35 protein-coding genes are annotated in these 22,881 nt (G+C 68.4%); 30 read left to right on the forward strand and 5 right to left on the reverse strand.

Translation table 11 applies throughout. The features are described 5' to 3' along the window. Window positions 1-26 precede the first annotated feature (26 nt). The 10 genes from ACIQV3_RS22595 (at window position 27) to ACIQV3_RS22640 (ending at window position 6,361) form a co-directional block, all read left to right on the forward strand. Complete coding sequence (locus tag ACIQV3_RS22595; protein ID WP_403714413.1) at window positions 27-245, forward strand: hypothetical protein; 219 nt, start codon at window positions 27-29, stop codon at window positions 243-245. Beyond that, window positions 245-784 carry a DUF6919 domain-containing protein gene (locus ACIQV3_RS22600; protein ID WP_403714415.1) on the forward strand — a complete coding sequence of 180 codons (540 nt, stop codon included), beginning with the start codon at window positions 245-247 and terminating at the stop codon, window positions 782-784. Before ACIQV3_RS22595 ends, ACIQV3_RS22600 begins: the two co-directional genes overlap by 1 nt. A gap of 8 nt (window positions 785-792) precedes the next feature. After that, entirely contained in the window at window positions 793-999 is a 207-nt protein-coding gene (locus ACIQV3_RS22605) for a hypothetical protein (protein WP_403714417.1), read from the forward strand. 76 nt (window positions 1,000-1,075) lie between these two features. Then, window positions 1,076-1,252 carry a hypothetical protein gene (locus tag ACIQV3_RS22610; RefSeq protein WP_403714419.1) on the forward strand — a complete coding sequence of 59 codons (177 nt, stop codon included), beginning with the start codon at window positions 1,076-1,078 and terminating at the stop codon, window positions 1,250-1,252. Window positions 1,253-1,337: 85 nt separating this feature from the next. Then, window positions 1,338-1,526, forward strand: coding sequence for a hypothetical protein (locus ACIQV3_RS22615; protein ID WP_403714421.1), 189 nt, complete (start codon window positions 1,338-1,340; stop codon window positions 1,524-1,526). Then, complete coding sequence (locus ACIQV3_RS22620) at window positions 1,523-1,726, forward strand: hypothetical protein (protein WP_403714423.1); 204 nt, start codon at window positions 1,523-1,525, stop codon at window positions 1,724-1,726. Before ACIQV3_RS22615 ends, ACIQV3_RS22620 begins: the two co-directional genes overlap by 4 nt. Before the next feature lie 27 nt (window positions 1,727-1,753). After that, on the forward strand, window positions 1,754-3,232 hold the full coding sequence (locus ACIQV3_RS22625; protein WP_403714425.1) for a hypothetical protein: 1,479 nt from the start codon (window positions 1,754-1,756) through the stop codon (window positions 3,230-3,232). Then, the gene (locus tag ACIQV3_RS22630) at window positions 3,229-5,277 is read left to right on the forward strand and encodes an FtsK/SpoIIIE domain-containing protein (RefSeq protein WP_403714426.1); all 2,049 of its coding nucleotides are present in this window, start codon (window positions 3,229-3,231) and stop codon (window positions 5,275-5,277) included. Before ACIQV3_RS22625 ends, ACIQV3_RS22630 begins: the two co-directional genes overlap by 4 nt. 179 nt (window positions 5,278-5,456) lie before the next feature. Beyond that, the gene (locus ACIQV3_RS22635; protein ID WP_403714428.1) at window positions 5,457-5,888 is read left to right on the forward strand and encodes a hypothetical protein; all 432 of its coding nucleotides are present in this window, start codon (window positions 5,457-5,459) and stop codon (window positions 5,886-5,888) included. Next, a complete protein-coding gene (locus ACIQV3_RS22640) occupies window positions 5,888-6,361 on the forward strand; it encodes a hypothetical protein (RefSeq protein WP_403714430.1) in 474 nt (157 codons plus the stop codon). The genes ACIQV3_RS22635 and ACIQV3_RS22640 overlap by 1 nt, the downstream gene beginning before the upstream one ends. Window position 6,362: 1 nt before the next feature. On the opposite strand, the gene ACIQV3_RS22645 is transcribed toward ACIQV3_RS22640, so the two are convergent. Genes ACIQV3_RS22645 through ACIQV3_RS22665 form a run of 5 tightly spaced genes read right to left on the reverse strand, consistent with a single transcriptional unit; the run spans window position 6,363 to window position 7,798 of the window. Then, a complete protein-coding gene (locus ACIQV3_RS22645) occupies window positions 6,363-6,560 on the reverse strand; it encodes a hypothetical protein (protein ID WP_403714432.1) in 198 nt (65 codons plus the stop codon). 50 nt (window positions 6,561-6,610) lie between these two features. Then, the gene (locus ACIQV3_RS22650; protein WP_403714433.1) at window positions 6,611-6,814 is read right to left on the reverse strand and encodes a hypothetical protein; all 204 of its coding nucleotides are present in this window, start codon (window positions 6,812-6,814) and stop codon (window positions 6,611-6,613) included. Next, window positions 6,811-7,332 (reverse strand): DUF6221 family protein, encoded by a 522-nt coding sequence (locus ACIQV3_RS22655; protein ID WP_403714436.1) that lies wholly within the window; start codon window positions 7,330-7,332, stop codon window positions 6,811-6,813. Before ACIQV3_RS22655 ends, ACIQV3_RS22650 begins: the two co-directional genes overlap by 4 nt. Beyond that, window positions 7,329-7,583 (reverse strand): hypothetical protein, encoded by a 255-nt coding sequence (locus tag ACIQV3_RS22660; RefSeq protein WP_403714439.1) that lies wholly within the window; start codon window positions 7,581-7,583, stop codon window positions 7,329-7,331. The genes ACIQV3_RS22655 and ACIQV3_RS22660 overlap by 4 nt, the downstream gene beginning before the upstream one ends. Next, window positions 7,580-7,798 (reverse strand): hypothetical protein, encoded by a 219-nt coding sequence (locus ACIQV3_RS22665; RefSeq protein WP_403714441.1) that lies wholly within the window; start codon window positions 7,796-7,798, stop codon window positions 7,580-7,582. The genes ACIQV3_RS22660 and ACIQV3_RS22665 overlap by 4 nt, the downstream gene beginning before the upstream one ends. A gap of 127 nt (window positions 7,799-7,925) precedes the next feature. On the opposite strand from ACIQV3_RS22665, the gene ACIQV3_RS22670 reads away from it, so the two are divergent. The 20 genes from ACIQV3_RS22670 (at window position 7,926) to ACIQV3_RS22765 (ending at window position 22,783) form a co-directional block, all read left to right on the forward strand. Continuing rightward, the gene (locus tag ACIQV3_RS22670) at window positions 7,926-8,264 is read left to right on the forward strand and encodes a hypothetical protein (protein ID WP_403714443.1); all 339 of its coding nucleotides are present in this window, start codon (window positions 7,926-7,928) and stop codon (window positions 8,262-8,264) included. Between the two features lie 8 nt (window positions 8,265-8,272). Continuing rightward, window positions 8,273-8,404, forward strand: a complete 132-nt coding sequence (locus ACIQV3_RS22675) for a hypothetical protein (protein WP_403714445.1) — start codon at window positions 8,273-8,275, stop codon at window positions 8,402-8,404. 12 nt (window positions 8,405-8,416) lie between these two features. Then, the gene (locus ACIQV3_RS22680; protein ID WP_403714447.1) at window positions 8,417-8,638 is read left to right on the forward strand and encodes a hypothetical protein; all 222 of its coding nucleotides are present in this window, start codon (window positions 8,417-8,419) and stop codon (window positions 8,636-8,638) included. Window positions 8,639-8,736: 98 nt separating this feature from the next. Further along, window positions 8,737-9,243, forward strand: a complete 507-nt coding sequence (locus ACIQV3_RS22685) for a helix-turn-helix domain-containing protein (RefSeq protein ID WP_403714449.1) — start codon at window positions 8,737-8,739, stop codon at window positions 9,241-9,243. After that, complete coding sequence (locus ACIQV3_RS22690) at window positions 9,227-10,729, forward strand: hypothetical protein (protein WP_403714451.1); 1,503 nt, start codon at window positions 9,227-9,229, stop codon at window positions 10,727-10,729. Before ACIQV3_RS22685 ends, ACIQV3_RS22690 begins: the two co-directional genes overlap by 17 nt. A 191-nt stretch (window positions 10,730-10,920) precedes the next feature. Further along, window positions 10,921-12,543, forward strand: coding sequence for a phage portal protein (locus ACIQV3_RS22695; RefSeq protein WP_403714452.1), 1,623 nt, complete (start codon window positions 10,921-10,923; stop codon window positions 12,541-12,543). Continuing rightward, the gene (locus tag ACIQV3_RS22700; RefSeq protein ID WP_403714454.1) at window positions 12,540-12,818 is read left to right on the forward strand and encodes a hypothetical protein; all 279 of its coding nucleotides are present in this window, start codon (window positions 12,540-12,542) and stop codon (window positions 12,816-12,818) included. Before ACIQV3_RS22695 ends, ACIQV3_RS22700 begins: the two co-directional genes overlap by 4 nt. Window positions 12,819-12,979: 161 nt before the next feature. After that, on the forward strand, window positions 12,980-13,951 hold the full coding sequence (locus ACIQV3_RS22705; RefSeq protein ID WP_403714456.1) for a head maturation protease, ClpP-related: 972 nt from the start codon (window positions 12,980-12,982) through the stop codon (window positions 13,949-13,951). An 11-nt stretch (window positions 13,952-13,962) separates the two neighbouring features. Continuing rightward, complete coding sequence (locus tag ACIQV3_RS22710; protein WP_403714458.1) at window positions 13,963-15,312, forward strand: phage major capsid protein; 1,350 nt, start codon at window positions 13,963-13,965, stop codon at window positions 15,310-15,312. 79 nt (window positions 15,313-15,391) lie between these two features. Further along, a complete protein-coding gene (locus tag ACIQV3_RS22715; RefSeq protein WP_403714460.1) occupies window positions 15,392-15,805 on the forward strand; it encodes a hypothetical protein in 414 nt (137 codons plus the stop codon). 11 nt (window positions 15,806-15,816) lie between these two features. Further along, the gene (locus ACIQV3_RS22720) at window positions 15,817-16,272 is read left to right on the forward strand and encodes a hypothetical protein (RefSeq protein ID WP_403714463.1); all 456 of its coding nucleotides are present in this window, start codon (window positions 15,817-15,819) and stop codon (window positions 16,270-16,272) included. A gap of 465 nt (window positions 16,273-16,737) precedes the next feature. Then, on the forward strand, window positions 16,738-18,456 hold the full coding sequence (locus ACIQV3_RS22725) for a hypothetical protein (RefSeq protein WP_403714465.1): 1,719 nt from the start codon (window positions 16,738-16,740) through the stop codon (window positions 18,454-18,456). Window position 18,457: 1 nt separating this feature from the next. Continuing rightward, window positions 18,458-19,513, forward strand: a complete 1,056-nt coding sequence (locus tag ACIQV3_RS22730; RefSeq protein ID WP_403714466.1) for a hypothetical protein — start codon at window positions 18,458-18,460, stop codon at window positions 19,511-19,513. Continuing rightward, complete coding sequence (locus ACIQV3_RS22735; RefSeq protein WP_403714468.1) at window positions 19,513-19,899, forward strand: hypothetical protein; 387 nt, start codon at window positions 19,513-19,515, stop codon at window positions 19,897-19,899. The genes ACIQV3_RS22730 and ACIQV3_RS22735 overlap by 1 nt, the downstream gene beginning before the upstream one ends. Window positions 19,900-19,903: 4 nt before the next feature. Further along, the gene (locus ACIQV3_RS22740; RefSeq protein WP_403714470.1) at window positions 19,904-20,359 is read left to right on the forward strand and encodes a hypothetical protein; all 456 of its coding nucleotides are present in this window, start codon (window positions 19,904-19,906) and stop codon (window positions 20,357-20,359) included. After that, window positions 20,356-21,102 carry a hypothetical protein gene (locus ACIQV3_RS22745; protein ID WP_403714472.1) on the forward strand — a complete coding sequence of 249 codons (747 nt, stop codon included), beginning with the start codon at window positions 20,356-20,358 and terminating at the stop codon, window positions 21,100-21,102. Before ACIQV3_RS22740 ends, ACIQV3_RS22745 begins: the two co-directional genes overlap by 4 nt. Before the next feature lie 8 nt (window positions 21,103-21,110). Beyond that, window positions 21,111-21,545 carry a hypothetical protein gene (locus ACIQV3_RS22750; RefSeq protein ID WP_403714474.1) on the forward strand — a complete coding sequence of 145 codons (435 nt, stop codon included), beginning with the start codon at window positions 21,111-21,113 and terminating at the stop codon, window positions 21,543-21,545. Between the two features lie 2 nt (window positions 21,546-21,547). Continuing rightward, window positions 21,548-21,910: a hypothetical protein gene (locus tag ACIQV3_RS22755; protein ID WP_403714476.1), complete on the forward strand. Its 363-nt coding sequence runs from the start codon at window positions 21,548-21,550 to the stop codon at window positions 21,908-21,910. A 27-nt stretch (window positions 21,911-21,937) separates the two neighbouring features. After that, entirely contained in the window at window positions 21,938-22,345 is a 408-nt protein-coding gene (locus ACIQV3_RS22760) for a hypothetical protein (RefSeq protein ID WP_403714478.1), read from the forward strand. Between the two features lie 30 nt (window positions 22,346-22,375). Further along, window positions 22,376-22,783, forward strand: a complete 408-nt coding sequence (locus ACIQV3_RS22765; RefSeq protein ID WP_403714480.1) for a hypothetical protein — start codon at window positions 22,376-22,378, stop codon at window positions 22,781-22,783. Window positions 22,784-22,881 lie beyond the last annotated feature (98 nt).

A 22,881-nucleotide genomic window follows, 5' to 3' on the forward strand; every position in this document is an offset into this window, starting at 1 on the left:
GCCTGACCACCGGAAGGACCACCGTCATGAACGCCACCGCCCCCAGCCTTGAGCAGCCCGACGAGATCGAAACCGCATGGGCCCAGCACGAGGACCGCCAGCGCATCATCGACGCCTACGACCGGGCCACCACCAAGGCCGCGCGTACCGCCGCCCGATGGGCCGCCATCGAGTACGACATGGCCAACCCCGGGACCAGCCGTCTCGTCGACGAGCTCGACGGCGACACCGCCCAGGCCGCCTGATGGGTTCCGTGTGGCGGGACGCTCGCAGCATCGCCGACCTCGGCCAGAACATGGCCGGCTGGCTGGAGGGAACCGTCCCCTCCTGGCCCGGATACGGGGCCGACTTCGGCTACGAGGAGGATGTCGACGTCCGGCACCTCATCCCCGTCCTGGCCGCCGCGAACCGGGCCGGTTTCGTCACCACCTGCTCCCAGCCGGCGACCGACAACGGCCGCGGATCCCGGCAGCGCGCTTTTGTCGAGGGCATCGTCCACGACCGCAGTCCTCTCCTCAGCAGGCTCCTCGGCCTGGAGCGGCAGGGCTTCACCGTCATCCGAGGCTCCCGTACCCCGCACGTGGTGCTCACTGAGCAGGACGGCCAGCCGTTCACGACCCTCGGCTACCGGCTTCCGCGCGACTGGAAGGCCCGCGAGTGGCAGGGCGTCGGACGCCACGCACTCCGCGAACTCCGCCAACACGGCACCACGCTGAACATCGTCGACATGACCTGGGGCCGCGACGACCGCCTGTGGCCCGCCCTCGCCAACGCGATCCGCTAGGAGACCTGATGTCCAAGCTCGGCAAGAAGGCCCACAACGCCGCCAACCAGGCCTCCGGGGCGATCGTCAAGGCTGGCGCCCGGCACGGTCGGGTCGGGATGGCCGTCGCCAACGCCGTGTCCTACACCCTGCTCGGCCGGTACGTGCAGCTGTGCGACGACGGCCTCGACTGCGCCGACCCGGACCACGAGCACGTCGAGTTCAAGCTCCGCTGACCGGTTGCCCGATCCGCCCGACAGGTGCGGGCGGTGAGGGGAACCGGGACAGCCCCGGCCAGACAAGGAGATCTAAATGGCCCGCTTCAGCCCTCGTACCCAGCACCACGCCGACCAGTCCGCAGCCGCGTCCGAGGACCACAACTACGGCGAGGCGTACCGCCAGTACAAGAAGGTCGTCGCCGAGGACCCCGAGAACGCTACCGCGGCTCTCGCCCGTGCGCACCTCGCTGACCGCGACAACCGCCGCTAGCCAGTAGCCCACGCCAGTCGTCTCGCACGACTGGCCTGGAGATCCGGCCAGCACCACCCCACCCCGTCAGCCAAGGAGCTTTGCCATGCCCCTCTTCCGCCGCCCGGCCAAGTCCGTAGGCGTCCGCCCCACCGAGCAGGAGGTCAAGGACGTGGCCGCCGCCCTCAACGCCGGCGACCAAGGCCCGGCCGACCTGCTCGCCATCAGCTCGGGCAAGTACCGCCAGGAGACCGCCATGCGGATCTTCCGCTACATCGACGTGGAGGGGCCGTGATCACCAGCCTGACGGCCGCGGCCCGACGGGCCCGGATCTTCGCCTTCTTCGTGACCCTCGCCTGGATCTTCGGCATGACGCCGACGGCCGGCAGCCGGATCCTCCTCGCCGTTCTCGCCGCGGCAGCCATCGCCGCCGACGTGTACCTCGACGAACACAAGGCCCGAGCGCCCCGCCCCCGCTTCGACACCGCCGCCTAACCCCACCACCACGAAGGGACCACGACCGTGAGCGCCGACTACCGCTCCTGGGACGACCGCGAGGCAGACCGCCGCCGGCGGGACGCCCTGGACGCGCCGAAGATCGCCGCCGCGCTCGCCAAGGCCGAGGAGATCGAGCGAGCCGCCCGGCGGGCCCGCGATGCCGACGACGCCGAGAGCGCGGAGCAGAAGGCGGCCAAGGCCAAGACCGACGCGGACACCCTCGCCTCTGAGCAGGCCGAGCACCGCCGCCAGATCGAGGCCAAGAAGCTCGATCGCCACGCGGCCGACGGCGTCAAGAAGTTCGCCGCCCTCTGCTTCCTCGTCGCCGTCCCGCTCCAGCTTCGCGCCTTCTGGGACCCCGATCGGCCGTGGAACGCAGCGGTCCCGATCATGCTTGAGGTGGCGGCCTGGGCGGTCATGCGCCTGGCTCACGCTGCGATCGTGAACCGTCGGGTGGCGTGGCCCTTCCTCGCCCTGACGTTCCTCTTTGCCTCCATCGCCGCCGGGATCAACATCGCTGACGGCTTCCTCCACCCCGACATCGGCGCCATCTTCGGCCTCGCAGGAGGCTTCGCTTCGCTGGCCGGCCCGGGACTATGGGCAGTCCACCAGTTCGGGGCCCGGGCCAAGGAGACCAACGCGACGCGGGCCGAGCGGAAGCTGGCCGAGTCGCAGGCGAAGCAGGCTGAGGCTGAGCTGGAAGCCATCAAGGTGAAGGCCGCAGCGGACCTCGAGGCCAAGAAGTTGGAGGCCGAGACCCGCCAGAAGGTTGAGGCTGACAAGCGGGCGGCCCACGAAGCGAAGGTCTCCGCGGACAAGGCCGCAGCCGACGCGGAGCTGGCCATCCAGGACCAGAACCGACAGAGCCTGTTCCCCGAGGCCTGGGAGAAGTACGAGCAGATTCTCGCCGCGGCGCCCCTCGGATCCGTCAGTCGGGATCACGCATGGGACGAAGCGCGTCGCGCCGTCGCCCATCCCGCGGTGTGGGCCCGATACGAAATCCTCGCCCTCAACGCCCCCGCCAACACCAAGCAGTCCGATCTATGGGCCGAGGCATGGGCGATCGAACATGGCCTGCCGCAGGGCCGGACCATCGAGTTCCTTGCCGCCAAGTTGGCTTCTCGCGAGTACGTCGACCAGACCCTTGCCGAGCACCTTGGGGCCGCCCAGCACCTTGCGGTTGAGGAACTCCTCGCAGACATCTTCGGGCCCGGCGGTGAGGGTGGCGCTAGCCCTGCGAAGGGGCGCCCCAGGAAGCCGTCCAGCGGCCCGGCTCAGGGCCTCGGAGGCCTTGGGAGCATTGGCGAGGAGCCCGATTCAAACGGGCGCTATAAGGACGTCACGGAGCCCCTCGATGAGGCGGACGTCGAGGCCGCTCGCAGGCTGCGCGATGCCGCACCAGACCAGTTCTCCACCCCAGCCGTCCAGAAGCTCCTGGGCCGCTCCAGCCGCTACGCCAAGCGGATCCGTGACGCCGTCAACAACGTGAAGGAGGAGCAGTGAGCACCGCCGCCGTACACCCGCACCTGGCCGTCGTACCCGACCAGCCGGCCGCCCCGCTCGAGGGCGCCATCGAGAAGACCGCGGCTGCGGTGAAGGCGCCCGTGTGGGCCCGCGCCGCCGAGCACGTGAAGGAGAACCACGGCTACGCGCCGCTCGTCGGCCGCGGCTACGCCCGGCTCGCGCAGCGCTGGCTCGACGACCACCGCGACGACTACGACCACATGATCGGCACCGCACGGCGGGCCCTCATCGCCACCGAAGACGTCGGCGAGCAGCAGGCCCTCAAGGCGGTAGTTGCCGGACTTCGCGCCGACTCCCGCCGCCACCGGATCATCCACTCGACCAAGACCGGCATGTGGGCAACAACCGCAGCCACCGCGGCCACCGCCAGCACCCTGTCCGGCGGGCTGTGGGGCATCGCCCTCACCGCTCTCGGCACCTACCTCTACGGCATCCGTCACGGCATCGGCGACGAGACCATCATCCCCAGCAGTACGGCCGCCCTCACGCTGGCCCCCGGCAACGACGCACCCACCCCCGACTCCATCGCCCCCCTCGACGAGGAGGAACTCCGAGCCGCCCTGCGCGCGGCCGGCTTCGCCCACCCCATCACCGTCATCAGCTCCACCCCGATGGCCGGCGACGGCACCCGCACCATCACCTTCGACCTCGGCGGCGCCACCACCGTCACCGAACTCCAGAAGAAGACCGAAGCCATCGCCGCCGCCCTAGGCCGCGACGTCACCATGGTCGACATCAGCAAGGTCGCTGGGAAGGCCGGCCGGGCCTCGCTGTGGATGAGCGGCGCCGACCCCTTCGAAGCCACCCGACCGTCCCCGCTCCTGAGCAACCCCGGCCCGATCGACGCCTGGTCCGAGGGCGTGCCGGTCGGCTGGAGCAAGCGCGGCCACGTCGTCTGCCTGCCCATCTACAACTCGCACTTCCTGATCGGAGGAACCACCCGCTCAGGCAAGGGCGTCGGCATGGCCAACCTCATGGCCGGCGCCGCCATGGACGTCCGCATCAACCTGCGACTCGCCGCAGGGAAGGAGAACGGCGAGTTCGACGCCTACGCCCGGTCCGGGGTCGCCGCCACCTACTTCAAGCCCAACCCGAAGCGACTCCTCGCCCTCGTCAACGCCCTGCTCGCCGACATGGACCGCCGCAACCGGATCCTCGGCAAGCTGGGGAAGTCGAAGATGACAGTCCAGACGATCATGGAGCTGGGTGGCATCGAGCTCGTGGTCATCGACGAGCTCGCCACCTTCACAGCATCCGGCAGCCACGAAGACCGCGACGAGCTGACCGAGAAGCTCATGCAGCTCGCCGCCGTCTGCGCCGGCGCCGGAATCATCCTGGTCCTCACCACCCAGCTGCCCCAGGTCGACGTCGTGCCCAGTCGCCTGGCCATGAACTGCCTCACCAAGTGGGCCATGAAGGTCGACTCCGCCACCCAGTCCAACACCATCCTCGGCTCCGGGCTCGCAGGAGCCGGCGGCCCCGACGCCTCCAAGTTCGACCCGCCCCGCCCCGGCCTGGGCTGGATGGCCAACCCCTTCGCCGGGGTCATCGACCTGGCACGCAGCTTCGACCTCGACGAGGACGAGCGCGGTGAGATCACCAAGCTCATGAAGCAGGCCGCCATCATGCGGAAGCTCGCCGGTCGCCTGACTGGCGAGTGGGATGACCCGATCGAGAAGTACCTCCTCAACGCCACCGGCCTTTCGTCGGCGGCCGGCGGCCCGAAGAACGACGGCGTGCCCGGCCGGTCCGTCACACACCTGACCGGCGAGCAGCGCCTGCAGATGGACGCCCTTCGCGGCGCCCTGGCCGCCATGGACCAGCTCAGCCGGTCTGAGGCGCAGACGGACGAGATGGCCGAGATCATCGGCGGCTCCATGACCGGGGACGGCCTCGGCGCCCTGCTCCGGGCCGGCGGCGCCGGCGGCACGGTCAAGGTCTCCGTTCCGCACAAGGAAGGCCGCGTGAACGGCTACCGCCGGGCGGACATCGAGGAAGCGCTGAAGTTCCTCAACGGGGCCTGACCGACCCCGGACAGCACCCAGTTCATCCCGGTATACCCCCTGGCCAGAGGGCGGACGGGCCCCGGACACAACCCGGACCCGTCCGCCCCGTGTCCACCTGCCTGTCCGGGGTTCAAACCGCCGCAAACTAGGGCCAAGTTCGGCCCGCAAACCATCCCATATTCACTGAAGGAGTCGTCATGCCTAAGACCTGGACCACCCGCCGCCGCGGAGACGAGAAGGACCTCAGCCGCTGGCTCAGCAAAGGCAAGACCATCTACATCATCGAGACCCCCAACTACGCCGGAAACTCGGGCCTCTGGAACCACCGCCAGATGTGGAGCGCGCACACCTGCACCAAGCGGCACCCCCTGATCGGCAACTGGTACTTCGACGGGGACCCCACCAAGAGCGTCAGCAGTCTCTTCGGGCAGGGCGGCGGCATCATCTACGACACCCAGCCGCGCGGCATCCCGCACGTCTCCGACCTCGGCCCCCGAGTCGCCGGTCCGCTCCGCGAGGAGATCTACGAGATGAGCCTGAAGGAGATGGAGTACCTGGCCGACGAGGCGAAAGATCGCGCCGACGCCGACCTTAAGGCCGGACGACGCAAGCGGACCTCGTGGTTCTAATGGCCACCCTCGCACCGGCCGCCGCCCCCACCCGGACGGCGACACCCGCCCTCACCCTCGAAGAGCGCCTCACCCTAAGTGGCCTGGCCATGAACGACCGGCTCGGTGGCGCCGGCGTGCAGTACGACGTCCGCACCGCCCACATCGAGATCCCCGACGTCGAGATCAGCCCGCCCATCCTCGTCGCCAACGGGCAGCCGATCGCCCGCCTCCTCGAGCGGGCCGCCCACCGACTCGCCACCGGACGCTGGAGCCGACACACCGCCACCGACAGCACCGGCGCCATCTGCCCGCTGCACGCCATCCACCTCGAAGCCGGCAGTGACCGGGAGGAGGGGGAAGCGCGGACGCTGCTCCTGCAGGCCATCCGCGTCGAGGACCGGAACGTCGTCAGCATCCCGTACTGGAACTCCCGACAGAGCGGATCCGCGGCGCCGATCCGGATGCTGCAGGCCGCCGCACGACTCGCCTGACCTACCGCTCGACCAGGCCCTCGCCACCCGCGGGGGCCTCCGGCATGGGTACGGCGCGCGCGATCCAGCCGGCGCCATGCCGGTCGGTGGGCAGGATCGTCGGTACCGCCCCCAGCAGTTCACAGATCCGGTCCAGCTCGAGGCGGCACGCCTGCTCGGAACCGGCGCGGATCATGTACGAAACGGCGGAGACCCCCATGCAGGCATCATGCCGCGCACAGGGGTCTCAGTGCTGCTGGTTGGGGCGGGTTAGCTCCTGAAGGGGTCGATCAACTCGGCCGCTTCCTGGAATGCCAGGTGCACCGGACCGACCTCGCCGGGGTCGTAGTCGTGCGCACGGATCTGCTCCGCCAGCTCGTGGGCGTAGGCGGCGACCAGCTCTTCGGCCCGCTCGTCGGTCATGTACAGGTGGTTGTGCGTCATCTCCCGCAGCAGGTCATCCCGGGCGGTCACGGCTTCCACTCCTCGCGGTAGTCGGGATGGTCGGCGTAGGGAAGGGCGAGCGCACGGAGGATCGGGCACTCGCTGACGTCTGGGGTGATCGGGTCGTCCATGGAGTCCAGGCCACATCCGGCGCACCGGCGGTCGTCTTCCGGTGACTCACCCTTGCGCAGGCCGAAGGCGGCCATCTTGGGGGACACGACGGCGGGGATGTTGTGCAGGAGGAGGATGCGCCGCTTGGCGTCGACCTCGGCGAGGACGCGCGCCGGATCGTGGCGGACGATGTGTTGCGCGGCGAACAGGCCGTCGTATGACTGATTCCAACGTTGGGCTAGGCGGCGCCGCTTCCCCAAGAGGATGGGGTGCGGATCGCCCACAGTGATGATCCGCCCGTCTTCCTCGTCGTCCCCGTCGCGGAACGTCCAGGACGGAGCGGCCGGGTGGCAGCCGCACAGCGCCGCAGCCTTGCGGGCCGCCTCGTTGTCCTCGTCGAGGCGGGCGCGGAGGAACTGCACCAGGTCGGTGGTCACGACGCCCCCTCAGGCTTGTCGGTGCCCGGCCACTCGGTCGGATCGCCGCCCTGCGCGATCCAGTCCCGGCGGCGCTCGACATCCGTCCGTTCCATCGCCCGCCTCAGCATCGAGTCATCACTGTCCGGGTGGAGCTGAAGGACCCACGAGAGTGCCCGAGCGGCGCCGTCCACGGTGGAGTCCCATCCGTGCTTACGAATGTTGTCGTCGAGGCGCTCCCACAGGTCGGCGATCTCCTGTGCGCTCCTCATGTGGCCTGCCCCTCTCGTTCGGCGCGGGTGCGGGAGTCGCCGTTGATGCGGATGGCGATGGTGCGGGCGCGCTCGTGGTTGACGCCGGCCCAGCGTCCGATCTCGCGGAAGCTCTTGCCGTCGAGGCGTGCGGCGGCGATGTCCTCGTCGAGGTCTGTCTTGGCGCGGTCTACGGTCGCGGCCTTCCGTTGCAGCTGCTTCTCCCAGTCGGTCATGAGCCCATGGTCCCAGGTTCCGCGTCTGATTCCTAGACGCATTTCGTCTAATCCGTAGACATGGCGGCCCGATCCTGCGATGCTTCTCGTGTCTAGAAAATAGACAGCATCGAACGAGGGGACCCCGATGAACGCCAAGGCCCGCACCGCCCGCCAGACCCTCCGCGACCGCACCCGCACCCAGCGCGCCGCCGCCCGCATCAACCGCCGCGGCACCGGCACCCTCGCCACCCACTGCATCGCCGCCGGCCTCGGCCCCCGCGAAGCTCGCACCGTCGCCAGCAGCCTCCGGAAGAACGCCGCCAAGGCGAACGTCACCGGCACCCCCGGCATCAGCTACACCCACGGTCGCGCCCGCACCTGCACCCGCTTCACCCCCGCCGAGGTCGCCCGCATCGCCGTCATCTACCGGCCCCGCAAGCCCGCCTACAAGGCCGTCGCCGCCCGCCTCGCACTCGCCGCCTAGGAGGCATCGTGAACAACCTCGCCCCCGACGCGAACCCAGAGCCCCTCCCGGCCTGGGAACTCACCGGCTGGCAGCTCGCCCAGGAAGACCGCCGCTGGGACCGATTCGAGCAGGACTACCCCGACGACAACGACGACTGAGAGGATGGCCACATGGCCCTCACTGACGACATCGAGTTCTACGGACGCGCCGTCGAGGCTGGAGAGATGACACGCGACGATGCCGTGCGGCTGCTCGTTGAAGCGTCCGCAGGCGGACTCACTGAGTCGGGGGCAAGCCACCTCATCGTCACCTGGGAGACTGCTCGCGCCAGTTACGTGGATGAAGCGCGCCTGACTCTCCAGCGCCTCGCGGACCTCAAGCGGCGGCTCTAGCCACCGATTGGCCCATCCCTGGCCCGCCATTCCCTACCCGGGAGGCGGGCCAATTACCTGCCCTCCATGCCACCATGGCGTCAGGAGGGAGGCCAATCATGGGAAGCGACAGTCTCCGAAACGGCCGCAACCGGTTCACGAAGAGCATCACCGACGCCGAGAAGCGGGCCGCAGCCGCCCGACTCCGCGCCCAAGGCTGGACCTACCCCCGCATCGCCGAAGAGCTCGGCTACTCCGGCAGAGCCGCCGCCTGCAAAGCCGTACAGCAAGTCCTCCGCGAGACAGCCCAGGATGCCGGCGACGAATTCCGGGCGATCAAACGCGAGCAGCTCCGCCTCCTGACCGAAGCGACCTGGGAGATCCTCGAGCGGGAACACATCATGGTCTCCAACGGACGCGTCGTCTCCTTGAACGAGGAACCCCTCAAGGACCCCGGTCCGGCGCTGAATGCGGTCGGCCTCCTGCTGAGGATCAACGAGTCGGAGCGCAAGCTTGAAGGCGCCGACGAGCCGGTGCGCGTATCCGTCGAGGCCCAGCAGATCGGCGCTGAGATAGCGAACATCCTCGACCAGCTGTCCGGTCCCCGCAGTGACAGCACCACCTGACCTCGCCACCCTCCGCGCCCAGGTCGAAGCCCTGGTGAAAGCGGGGGACTCGAAGCAGCTGAAGGTGGTCCGCGACCGCCTCAAGGCCGGATTGGATCGCCGGAACCTCGCCGAGCGCGCGGCCCGCTACCAGGGCGACCCGGTCGGCTGGGTGCGGGAACGCCTGCGGCAGACGGTGTGGTCGAAGCAGCGGGAGATCCTTGCCGCAGTCCGGGACCACCGCCGGGTCGCCGTCCGCTCCGGGCATGGCGTCGGCAAGTCCTGGACTGCGGCCCTCGTCGTCTGCTGGTGGCTGGACACGCACCCGCCTGGCACGGCTTTCGTCGTCTCCACCGCCCCGACGTTTTCCCAAGTCCGGGCGATCCTGTGGCGGTACATCCGTAAGCACCACCGCGCCGGCGAGCTCGCTGGCCGGGTCAACCAGACCGAGTGGCTGATCGACGATGAGCTCGTCGGCTACGGACGCAAGCCCGCCGATCACGACGAGTCCGGCTTCCAGGGCATCCACGCCCGCTACGTCCTCGTCGTCCTCGATGAGGCCTGCGGGATCCCCGAGCAGCTGTGGATCGCCGCCGACGCCCTCGCCACCGGACCCGACTGCCGGATCCTCGCCATCGGCAACCCCGACAACCCGGCCAGCCACTTCCGGAAGGTGTGCACGCCCGGCTCGAGCTGGCACCAGATCAGCATCAGCGCCTTCGACTCCCCGAACCTCACCGGCGAGGAAGTCCCGGAGGAGATGGCACTCTCCCTCGTCGGCGCCGAGTGGGTAGCCGAGAAGGCGGCCGAGTGGGGCGAGGACAACCCCGTCTACAAGTCGAAGGTGCTGGGCGAGTTCACCGCGGACTCGCCCAACCAGGTGGTGCGGGCGAGCGACATCGCGAAGTGCCGGGCCGAACCCAACGCGCCCGTGCCTGCTGATGCCCTGCTACCGGTCGAGCTTGGCGTTGACGTTGGTGGTGGCGGTGACGAGACCGTCATCCGGGAGCGCCGAGGGCGGCGGGCTGGCAGGGAGTGGCGGGCGCATACGGACCGGCCGGAGAAGATCGCCCCTCTGATCTTGCAGGCGATCCGGGAGACCGGCGCCACCGCCGTGAAGATCGACAGCATCGGTGTGGGCTTTGGTGTCATTGGTGAACTCCGGAACGCTGCCAACCGCGGCGAGCACAAGGCCGCCATCATGGGCGTCAACGTCGCCACCGCCGCATCGGACAGCGCCAAGTTCATCAACTTGCGCGCCGAGATGTGGTGGGAGATCGGCCGCGGTCTCTCCGCCGACGCCGGCTGGGACCTCGCCCGCATGGACAACGCCGACACCACCATCGCCCAACTCCTCGAGCCGCGCTGGGACGTCGACCCCAAGGGGCGGATCAGGGTTGAGCCGAAGGACGAAATCATCAAACGGCTTGGTCGGAGCCCCGACAATGCCGACGCACTGCTGCTCGCCTTCTACTCGGCGGGCCGGACTCGGGTGAGGTGGCTGTGAAGCGCATGACGGTCTTGGGGCTCCTGAATAAAGTCCTACCTTCCGCTTTGTCATTGACTGGAACTATGCTTGTGGCAATTGGCATAGGCATGGCCTATGAACCGGCGGGCTGGGTTGCTGCCGGGCTGGGGGCTTGGCTCCTCGAGTGGCGTCACTACGGCGGCCCCGAGGCGTAGCGCTAGGAGGTGGCCATGGGCAGGACAATGCTCGGCGCCATCCGCGACAGCGTGGCGGCCCGCACCAACACGCCTGTCCCCTTCGCCTCCCGCGCCCAGTCCTACGCCCTGGGCGGCTTCGGCCGCCGCGGTACCACGGCGGAGCTGGAAAGCATGGGCTCCGTCAGCACCCTCTTCGCCATCGTCAACCGAACAGCCAAAGCCGAAGCGCAGGTCGACTGGAAGCTGCTGCGCAAGTCCGCATCCGGCAAGGATGAGGACCGAGTCGAGGTCGTCTCGCATGCCGCACTCGACCTGTGGAACCGGCCCAACGCCTTCTACACACAGAGCGTGCTCGTCGAGGCTGGCGCCCAGCACAAGCAGCTGACCGGCGAGCAGTGGTGGATCATCGCCCGCGACGAACGGTCGTCGATACCCCTGGAGCTGTGGCCGGTCCGCCCGGACCGAATGCGGCCGGTGCCGGACCCTGAGAAGTTCATCAGCGGCTACATGTACACGGGCCCCAGCGGTGAGCAGGTGGCCCTGCGCGTCGAGGACGTCATCTTCATCCGGACTCCGCACCCCACGGACCCGTACCGCGGTATCGGGCCCGTGCAGGCGCTGCTCACCGATCTCGATGCGGTGCGGTACTCCGCCGAGTGGAACCGCAACTTCTTCCTCAACTCGGCCGAGCCGGGCGGCATCATCGAAGTCCCCAACGCGCTGTCCGACCCGGACTTCGACCAGCTTCGCGAACGCTGGAATGAACAGCACCGCGGTGTTGCCAACGCCCACCGCGTAGCGATCCTCGAGCACGGGGTGTGGAAGGACCGCAAGTACAGCCAACGCGACATGCAGTTCGTCGAACTGCGGCACGTCGGACAAGAGATCATCCGCGAGGCCTTCGGGTTCCCCAAGCCCATGCTCGGCACCGTCGACGACGTCAACCGCGCCAACGCCGAAGCCGGCGAGGTCATGTTCGCGCGCTGGCTCGTAGTCCCGGACCTTGAGGCCGTCAAGGACGCGCTCAACAACCAGCTCCTGCCGCTCTTCGGCCCGGCTGCACGCGGCCTCGAGTTCGACTTCGAAAGCCCCGTGCCCGAGGACCGCGAGCTGGCAGCCAAGGAGCTGGCCGCCAAGGCCGCGGCAGTGCGCGAACTCGTCGACGCCGGCGTGTACGGGCCCGAAGCCCTCGAGGCCGTCGGCCTTCCGGTGATGGCGTTTGGTCAGCCGGGCGCCGACCAAGACCGTGAGCTGCTCATCAAGCTGGTGACAGGGGCCCCGCTTCTGGCGCCAACGATCCTGCCAATGCTGGGCTTCACCATGCCCGACCCGCCTGCCGCACCCAAGGATCCGGCCGCGCCAGAGGAGCCTGAGGCCCCGGCCAACGCGCTGCCGCTCGGCCCCGAGATGGCCGCGCTCCTCGGCGTCCCCGACGTGCAGGCAGCACAGAAGTGGGTGGCCGTCTCCGAGGACGACGACAACACGTGCGAGCCCTGCCGCGACAACCAGGGCCAGACGTACCGCAACCGGGCCGCCGCCTACCGGGACTACCCGGGCGGGTCCGGCTACATCCACTGCGCCGGCGCCGAGTTCGGCAACGACTGTCGCTGCAAGGTCGTCAAGCGCGGCAAGGCCGACAAGGGGGACGACGAATGAGCAAGGACGGGCGCCGCCCGGGCTCGCTGCGAATCAGCGGGAGCGGCCTGCCGGGTGGGACCGAAGTGCAGCTCGACGGCCAGAACATCGAGCGGGCCCTGGCGGGAGTGACCCTTCGGGTTGCGCTCGACGAGGTACCGACCGCTGTCCTCGACGTGGTCCTGCATGACCTCTCGACCGAGGTCGAGAACCCGCGGCTCGTCGTTCCGGGTGAGACCCACAAGCTCCTCGTTCTGATGGGCTGGACGCCTCCTGAGGGGGATGGTGCATCATGAGTCGTAGCTCGTGGGGAGTTGCGGAGTCCGCTGTGCGCAGGCTGGGGCCTCTCCCGCGCCGTCTGTTCAACATGTCGACCCTGTCGCAGGGCGCCACCCGGGAGCTCCTCGCTGGCGCACTCCGTGGATCGACAGAGGCTGACAACGTTGTCAGGCCTGGGGTGGACCTGAAGGCGTCAATCGCGGAGCGCCGGGACTGGTACCGCATCACCAACCAGGCCGGCGGCCCTGTCGTCGTCGACATCTTCGACGAAATCGGCTTCTGGGGCGTCAACGCCGCCAACTTCCAGCGGGAACTCGCCCAGGTCAACGCCAGCGAGATCACAGTGAACCTCAGCTCTCCCGGCGGGGAGATCTTCGAGGGGATCGCGATCTACAACGCGCTTCGCAGCCACCCGGCGAACATCACCGTCCGGGTCTCCGCCCTCGCCGCATCCATCGCCAGCGTCATCGCCCAGGCCGGCGACCGGATCGTCATGCTGTCGGGCTCGCAGATGATGATCCACGAAGGCTCCGGACTCTGCATGGGCAACGCCCAGGACATGCAGCAGATGGCAGAGCTCCTCGACCGCCAGTCCGACAACATCGCCACCATCTACGCCGAGCGCGCCGGCGGCACGCCCAACGAGTGGCGCGAGCGGATGAAGGCCGAGACCTGGTTCAACGCCGAAGAGGCAGTGGCGAGCGGCCTGGCCGACGAGGTCGAAGCCCTGCCCCGCAAGGGCGAGCCGGCCGAAGAGACCGTGACCGCACGCTGGGACCTCAGCGTCTTCAACTACGCCGGCCGCGACCAGGCACCAGCGCCAGCCATCAACGAGGCCGAGCCCGAGGCGCAGACAGGCGGCCTCGTCCAAGGCATACGCGCTGTCGGCGAGGGCGGTACGGACTGCATCGTGCCCAAGTCGCCCGCAGCGCCCGTCATGGAGATGACCGTGCAGGGCGAGCAGGGGCCAGAGGTCATCGACCTACTGCCCCACGCCGCAGAGCTGCCGGAACCCGCCGCCGAGCCTGAGCCGGATGGCTGGGCTGCCTTGACCGCACACCTCTTCACCCCAGCCCCCGACTCGTGGGCTGCGCACGTCGCTCATCTGCTCGACAACCCGTCGTCCAGCGCGGCGACCGCTCACGCCTGAAGGAGGCACCCGTGACCACTGCACTTCCCACGCCGCGCAACGCCGATGAACTGGCTGAGGCGCTCGGCGACACCGCGTCGCTCCGCACCATCGTCAAGGACGCCGAGTCCCTGTCTGAGTTCGTGACGAACTACGCCAAGAACCAGTCCCGCTCGGACGACTCGATCGCACAGCAGGTCCGCGAGGAAGCTCAGAAGGCGGTCGGCGACTACCTGCGCACGGACCAGATCGAGAACATCAACCGCCTCAACCTGACCCCCGACGGCCAGCCCGCCGCCCGGTCGAAGCACTACAACGCCAAGGCCCCCGGAGCGAAGCTCGACAAGCAGTTCGGGAACTGGACCGACTACCTCTCGGCGACCTGGGCCGGCGCGAACTCGCAGGAAGCGTTCGCCGCCCGCTCCGAGCTTCAGAAGATCCAGAACTCGTTCGGGTCCACCGTGCCGGCCGACGGCGGGTTCCTGATCCCCGAGAGCCTCCGCTCCGAGCTGCTGCGCGTCTCCCTCGAGCAGTCCCTGGTCCGCTCCCGGGCCCGCGTCGTACCGATGGAGACGCTGACCGTCCCGTACCCGACGATCGACTCCACGTCGAACGCGTCCAGCGTGCAGGGCGGCATCCTCGGCTACTGGACTGAGGAGTCGGGAAGCCTCACGGACAGCGCGCCGTCCTTCGGGCGGATCGAGCTGACCGCGAAGAAGCTCACCCTGTACTCGGAGATCCCCAACGAACTGTTCCAGGACTCGATCGTCTCCCTGCAGCAGTTCATGAACGAGTCGTACCCCGAGGCCCTCGCCTGGTTCGAAGACGTCGCGTTCATCGAGGGCAACGGAGTCGGCCAGCCGACCGGCTTCCTCAACGCGACCGCCGCAGTGTCCGTCGCCAAAGAGGCCGGTCAGACCGCGGGCACGATCGTGTGGGAGAACATCGTCAAGTCCTACGCCCGGATGCTCCCCAGCTCCATCGCGCGCGCCGTGTGGATCGCCCACATCGACACGTTCCCCGAGCTCGCCACCATGGCCCTGTCCGTCGGCACCGGCGGCTCCGCCGTATGGATGGGCAACGGAGACGGCGCCGGCGCCCCGCCGATGACGATCCTCGGCCGCCCGGTCGTCTTCACCGAGAAGGTGTCCACCGTCGGCACCGTCGGCGACATCAACTTCGTCGACCTCGGCTACTACCTCGTCGGTGACCGGCAGGCCATGCAGATGACCACCAGCACCGAGTACAAGTTCGGCAACGACAAGACCGCCATGCGCCTCATCGAGCGTGTCGACGGCACCCCCTGGATCAAGAACGCCATCACCCCGCGCAAGGGCTCCAACACCCTTTCGCCGTTCGTCAAGGTGGCGACCCGAGCCTGATCCGCCAGCCCCGGAGGGCAATCAACCCCCCGCCGGGGTCACATCCGCAGAGGCAATCAACCCCCTCAAGGAGGGCACTGTGAAGGGACTCGGAAGGGTCTACAACGTGGTCGCGGCAGCAAGCGGCGTCCACATCCCGCTCACCAACGCAACCGCAGTCAGCTTCGTGACGTTCCTCGACGCCGGCACGCAGATCGCCACCATCAAGGAATCCGTCGACGGGGCGTCTGAGCAGGCGCTCGACTGCAACGTGTACCCGCACAAGGGCCCCGGGGTCGGTGGCACCTGGACGGCGATGGCCGAGCAGGACGACACCCTCGACCTGGGTACCGACGCCACGAATGACTGCATGGTCTTCACCGTCGACGCCGCCCAGCTGTCCGACGGCTTCAACTGCGTCGAGGTCACCGTCTCCGGCGGCATCTGCATCGCGATCGTCCACGACCTCGCACAGCAGCGGAAGCCCGCCAACCTGCCGCGCAACGTGGTCTGAGGGGACTGACCATGACGACCATCATCCAAGGAAGCCAGGTCCGCTCCATCGTCCTCGGCACGCGCGTCGAGAAGGCCACCGGCACCCTCGCCGCAGAGACGAAGGCGCTCTTCACCGTTGCCGGCGGCAAGGTGCTGATCACGTCGCTCATCGGCGAGGTCACGACGGCCATCACGGTCGCCAACAGCTACAAGCTGCAGCACAACCCGACGACGGGCACAACGAAGGATCTGTGCGCGGCCACCGACATCGGCACGACCGACACCCCCGCGGGCAACCTCCTCGGGTTCCAGGGCCTGACGGGGGACTCCATCCTCACGGGCCCCGGTGCGGCGCCGACGATCAAGCAGCCGATCGCGCTGACGGCCGGAAGTGTCGAGCACGTCAGTGCTGGCACGGATGGGGCGATCACGTGGGTGCTGACCTACGTGGCGCTCGACGACGGCGCGACCGTGACGGCGGCCTGACATGGCGGTGTGGGTGTGCGCGGAGTGTACGACCACCTACTCGGTGGGTGCTCCGCGCTGCCCGCACTGCCAGGCCACGGACTACATGGAGGAAGGCGCAATGCCGAAGATCACCCGTCATGGCGGGGCAACCAACGCCGACGGCCCGCACGGCATCAGCGCGGCCTGGGGCGACGAGCCCCCCGAGACAGCCGGTGCCGTTGAGCCCCCCGCGAGCACGGCACCGGCCCCCGACGACGGAGGTGCGTCATCTCCTGGGAGCAGCTCCTCAGCATCGTCAAAGACATCCGAGCTGAGCAGCGAGCCGAGCGAGAGCAGCGCCCCATCGCCTGCCCGAACGACGGCGAGCCGCTCGAAGAAGGCCCAGACGGCGGCCTCTTCTGCCCCTACGACGGCTGGCGACCCGACGGCCGACACATCTGACGCCTGACCCACCCACCCGGCAGCAACGGAAGGAGGTGACCAGTGAGCACACTCAACTCAGCAGTGGTGGGCCGCGCCGAGCTCGGGCTTGGCGGCGCGGCGATCCTAGACGTCGGGACAACGGCCGGCACGGTTGCGGCGGGCGATGACGACCGGTTCTCTGCTGCGGCGCCGTGGGTCTTTGACATCGCCACCTACGGTGCGGTCGGCGACGTCCGAACCGCCACTGACGGCGCCATGACCTCGAGCAGCGCTGTGCTCACCTGCGCCTCCGGTCCGTTCACTGCCGCCTCGAGCCCGGTCGGTAAATATGTGATTGTCAAGGGCGCCGCGGCGAACGGCGTGACCAGCCTGGTCACCACGATTCTCAGTCGGCAGAGCAACACCCAGGTCACCCTCGCCGCCAACGCTGCGACGACCGTCAGCGGCGCCCTGGTCGTCTGGGGCACCGACAACACCGACGCCATCCAGGACGCAACCGACGCGGCCGAGGCCTACCTCGCCGCCGGCAACACCTACGCGCAGGTCTACACCCCGCCGAAGCCGCACCTCATCGCCGGACCGCTCAACAACACCAAGAGCGGCAACGGACAGATCGTCTTCGGCGTGTACTCCACCGCCGCCAACAAGCCGATCCTCGAGTTCCGCGGCGAAAGCGACGGCGCTGCGGCAGTCCGGCACTGGCAGCAGACCGTCCCGCAGATCTCCGGTAGCGCTTGGATCTCCGCCGGGGTGTTCGCCTCGACCGGCGCGCAGACCACCAACATCAACGCCGACGGCAACCCGGCCGTTCTGTCCGGGCCCACTGAGGGATTCGGCTACGGCGTTGCCGCTCTGTACAGCAACATCATGCCGGTCATCCGCAACATGACGATCATGACGACGCACAGCAGTTTCGGGTTGACCTACGGCGCCGCGAACCTCTACGGCTGCGCGAACGCGCACGTGGAGAACTTGGGCGTCGGCACGCTCGGCACTGTGGCCAGCCCGTCCACCGACTACAGCTCCCCGGGCACCTTCGGGACCGGCCTGTCCGTCGGTCTCCTACTGCCAGCGCCGGGGAACAACGCCAACGTCATCGCCAAAAACATCAGCGTCGGCGGCGGCTACACCTACGCGATGTTCATCACCGAACACGCGGTCGTCGACCGGTACATGGCCCTCTACTGCTGGGCAGGCCTGGTCGCGGTCGGCACCTACGCCGGGTCGGTCGGCTCCGTCCACGCAATGCTGGTGCTCTCAGCCAGCATCGAGGCGTGCACGAACGAGCTGTACATCATGGGCGCCGGGTCGAGCGGCATCGGCCCGATCATCGACATCAACCAGCTCAGCACCGAATCCGGGACCCCCAACATCGCGGGCAGCAGCGCGGCGGCCATGCTGGCAGCCCGCGGGATCGTGCGCCTGACCGGCCTGTTTACCGAGTCGGGCGTGACCGTCGGCAATCCGTGCGGCATCAAGCTGATCAACGGGCAGGTGCCCTACCCGGTCCGCACCGTGACGGCGAGCACAACGGTCCGCGTCATCGACGAAGTGCTGCTGGTCGACGCCACCGCCGGGGCGATCACCATCACCCTGATTTCCGCCGCGTCCACTCCGAACCAGTACACGATCAAGAAGGTGGATGCGTCGGTCAACACCGTCACCATCGACGGCGCCGGCTCCGAGACCATCGACGGCGCCGCCACCAAAGTCCTCACCACGCAGTGGGAGACCGTCACGGTCATACCCTCCGGCGGCAACTGGTACGTGGTGAGCTGACATGGGCACCTGGTACGCCACCCGCGAAGACGTCATGCGGGCCGCCGACAGCAAGGAAACCGCCCGCAACGCGGCGCAGATCGACCGGGGCCTCGAGGCAGCCAGCCGGAATATCGACGCGCTGTGTCACCGTCGGTTCTACCCGGAGATCGCCACCCGCAGTTTCGACTGGCCGAACTCCCAGCATGCGGCGCCGTGGCGGCTGTGGCTGGACGCCTCCGAGCTGGTCTCCGTCAGCGCCGTCTCCTCCGGCGGAACCACCATCTCGACGGCAGACGTTCTCCTCGAGCCGGCCCAATACGGGCCGCCGTACAACCGCCTCGAGCTGAACCTCGGCAGCAGCGCGGCCTTCGGCGGCGGGCAGACCCATCAGCGGGACATCACCATCACCGGCCTGTACGGCTACCGCAACGATGAGTCCGAAGTCGGCACCCTCGCCGAGGCTCTCGACACGTCCGAGACCGGTGTGACCGTGGACGGCGCCACCTCGGCCACCGTCGGCGTCGGCAGCGTCCTCAGGGTCGACTCCGAGCGGATGACCGTCACCGGCCGGACGATGCTCGACACCGGCCAGAACCTCGGCGCCAACCTCGACGCCAAGGCCAGCACGGTCACGGTGCCCGTCGCCTCCGCCGCCGGCTTCGCCGTCAACGAGACCATCCTCATTGACGCCGAACGCATGCTCATCGTCGACATCGCCGGGACGAACTTGATCGTCAAGCGCGGCTGGGACGGCAGCGTCCTTGCCGCACACACCGCCAGCGCCGACGTCTATGCCTCCCGCACCCTCACCGTCCGCCGCGGCGCCCTCGGCACGACGGCCGCCACCCACACCACCGCGGCCCCCGTCTACCGCTGGGATCCGCCCGGCCCTCTCCAGACCCTGGCCATCGCGGAAGTCCTCAACATGCTCGGCCTGGAGCAGGCCTCGTACTCGGTCGTCCTTCGGGCCAGCGAGTCGGGCGGCGAACGCACCCGCGACCTGCGTGGCCTCGCCGCCCTCCGCGCTCAGGTCTACGACGGCTACGGGCGCAAAGCAAGGCTGAGGGGGGTCTGATGGCCGACGTCGATATCACCGTCAGCGGCCCTCTGTTCGACGACCGGGCGGCCCGCGAGTTCGCGGCCTACGCCAACGACGCACGCGAGCAGATAGCCGAGTTCGCCGAAGAGCACGTCCTCAACCTGAACGGGCAGGACTTCCGCCACCCGACCGGCTACTACGAGTCCAACGTCATGACGGAAAGGGCCAGCGCTGACGTGTCCCGAGTCCATGACTCGGGTGTCGTCTACGGCCCGTGGCTTGAGGGTGTCGGCACCCGCAACCGGGAGCGGCCCGGCTTCCCTGGCTACTTCCACTGGCGTCGGACCAAGGCCCTGCTTGCCCTCCGCGCACCGGAGATGGCCGAGCGGCTCCTGCAGCGGTACCTGCCGAGGGTGAGGTGACCCGATGACCCTTAACATCACCGGCATCCTCGACGGAGTCGTCTCCCACGCCATGGCGTCCGGGCAGTTCGAGCAGGTCAACGGCCACGAGCCGGCCAATGCGCCCGCACACGGGCTGACCGCCGCGGTGTGGACGGACACTGTTCAGGCCGTCCGCTCGTCTGGTCTGTCCTCGACGACGGCCCTGCTGGTCTTCAACGTGCGGGTCTACACCTCGAGCCAGGCCGAGCCTGCTGACGCGATCGACCCGAACATGTTGGCCGCCATCGATGACCTGTGCGCCGCCTACATCGGCGACTTCACCCTCGGCGGGCTCGTCCGTCAAATCGACGTCCTAGGCGCCCACGGGCAGCCCCTCCTCGTCCGCGCCGGCTACATCCAGCAGTCCGGCGCAATCCTCCGGGTGATGACGATCACCCTGCCCGTCATCGTCAACGACCTTTGGGAGCAGGTGGCATGAGCAAGCAAAGCGGCCTGGGCGACAACCTGTACGTGTCGGGCTACAACGTCAGCGGAGACATCAACTCCCTCGGCCGTATCGGGGGAGGCCCGGCCGCGCTCGAGGTCACCGGCATCGATAAATTGGCCTTCGAGCGCATCGGTGGCGTCCGAGACGGTGGCATCGACTGGGTGTCGTACTTCAACCCGGCGACTGACAAGGCCCACGATAGGTTCTCCGCCCTGCCCACCACAGACGTCCAGATCACGTACTGCCGAGGGACCGTCCTTGGGTCGCCTGCGGCGAACCTGATCGCCAAGCAGATCGACTACGCGGCGACCCGCGGGGACGACGGAGCTTTCACCTTCGCTGTGCAAGCGCAGGCCAACGGCTACGGCCTTGAGTGGTGCACTCAGCTCACAGCTGGCCAACGGACAGACACCACCGCCACCAGCGGCACAGGTGTCGACTTCGGCACCGGGTCGACGGCACACGGGTTGCAGGCCTACCTGCACGTCTTCGCCTTCACCGGCACCAGCGTCACGGTCAAGCTCCAGGAGTCCAGCGACAACGGGGTCGGCGACGCCTGGGCAGACGTGACTGGCGGCGGCTTCACGGCGGCGACCGGCATTACCACGCAGCGGATCGCCACCACGGCCGGCCAGACCGTCGAGCGCTACCTACGGGCCGTCTCCACCGGCACCTTCACCGAAGCCGTGTTCGCCGTCTCCGTCTGCCGCAACGACACCGCCACCAACTTCTAGGGGATGACATGCAACTGAACCGCATCGCGCCTGCCCTCCCCGCCCACACGTTTCGAACCTTCCGGATCTCGGCCCCGGTCTCGTCGCACTTCCGGCACGCGACGTGCGCCGAGGTCGAATGCCCGAACTGGCTGAGCGGCTGGCAGGTCCGCGTGGAGAGCTTGGCCCCGGACCTCCTCCACGCGGCGAAGACCAGTGGTCGCCGCTACCGCGAGCAGTCGCTGGCGGCGGGCGAGACGTGGTTGGTGTTCGAGCCGGGCCAGGCCTGCTTCCGGGCCGGCCAGCACCGGACACCCATCGGCCGACCCGAGCTGTACCTGGTCCAGGACGGCGACTGGCGCCAGTCCTTCGGGCAGGCCCGCCAGCACACCCGCCCGGAGCACTGGGTCGAGGAGATGTCCGAGAACCAGCAGCGCCTCATCGACGCCAAGCAGAGGGGCTAGCCATGGACGTGCGGGTGGTAATCGACGGCGTGGACTACACCGACGACTGCGACGAAGTTCGTTGCGCGACACCTCGCGTCCTCTACGACGAGGACGACGGCCAGCACGTCAAGCGGTTCGCCGGGCCTCAGGGCTTCCAACTGACGCTGGTCGGGCCCAGCGAGCGGTTGCTTGCCCTGGTGGATGGCGGCCGAACTACCCACTCGGTGACCATCCGGGCTGAAGGCGTGGCCATCACCCACACAACGCGGTTCGTCGCCGAGTGGACCTGCAGCAATGGCCTTCGGAAGATGTTCGGCTGCCTTGCATGGGACCCGCAGAACGACGCCCGGTGGGTCGAGGAGTCTCAGCTCGCCAGCACGTAGCCGAACAAGGATAGAAAGGGATAAACCATGGCAAAGGAATCAGGCCTCGGCTGGACCACCCTGTCGGTCGACGACAGCGCGGGCAGCCCCCAGGCAATCAAGAACGACATCACCAACCTCGCGATCGCCACCCCGCGTGCCGTCCAGGACGTGACCGGCATCGACAAGAGCGCGATGGAGCGACTGCTGCTCGTCGCGGATGCGAGCTTCACCCTCAACGGCGTCTTCAACGACGCCGCCGGCGCAAGCCACGTCGTGTTCAAGACGGTGCCCTCGACCTCCGTGGCCCGTACCACCACGGCAACCATCTCCGGTCAGACGCTCGCCCCGGAGCTCCTCTTCACCGACTACCAGCTCAACCGCTCCGACTCCGGCGAGCTGACCTGGTCGGCGCCTGGTGTCCTTGCGGACGGCACCGTTCCGGCCTGGAGCTAGGACCACATCCACTACAACAAGGGGGCTCACATGGGCTACAGGCACCAGATCCCGCGTATCAATGTCACCTTCGATGAGGGCCATGAGTACCACGGCTGCGAGGTCACACTCCGACGGCTGAAGCTCGGCGAATGGCTCGACATCACTGGCCTGGGCGGCGAGGAAGATCCCGGTGTCCGTCACATTGGCGACCAGCTGAAGAAGATGGCGGACAAGCTGATCGCCTGGAACCTCGAGGGAGAGGACGGCGCCCCGGTACCCACTACGGCCGAGGCCGTCCTCGAGCAGGACCGGGACCTCATGGTCGCCGTCCTCGGGGCGTGGCTCGACACGCTCAACGGAGTGTCGGCCCCTTTGGAGCCGAGCTCGACAGGTGGCGATCCGTCCCTGGTGGAGTCGATTCCGATGGACACCCTGTCCGCGAGCCTCGTGAGCTGACCCGGGCCCGCATCGTCCTCGGGTTGTGCAGGCAGTTCAACTGCCTGCCCAGCGCCTTGTACGAGGAAGACACCGAACTACTCCAGCTCCTAGAGATC

Source organism: Streptomyces sp. NPDC099050, assembly GCF_044759865.1.
Taxonomy (GTDB): domain Bacteria; phylum Actinomycetota; class Actinomycetes; order Streptomycetales; family Streptomycetaceae; genus Streptomyces.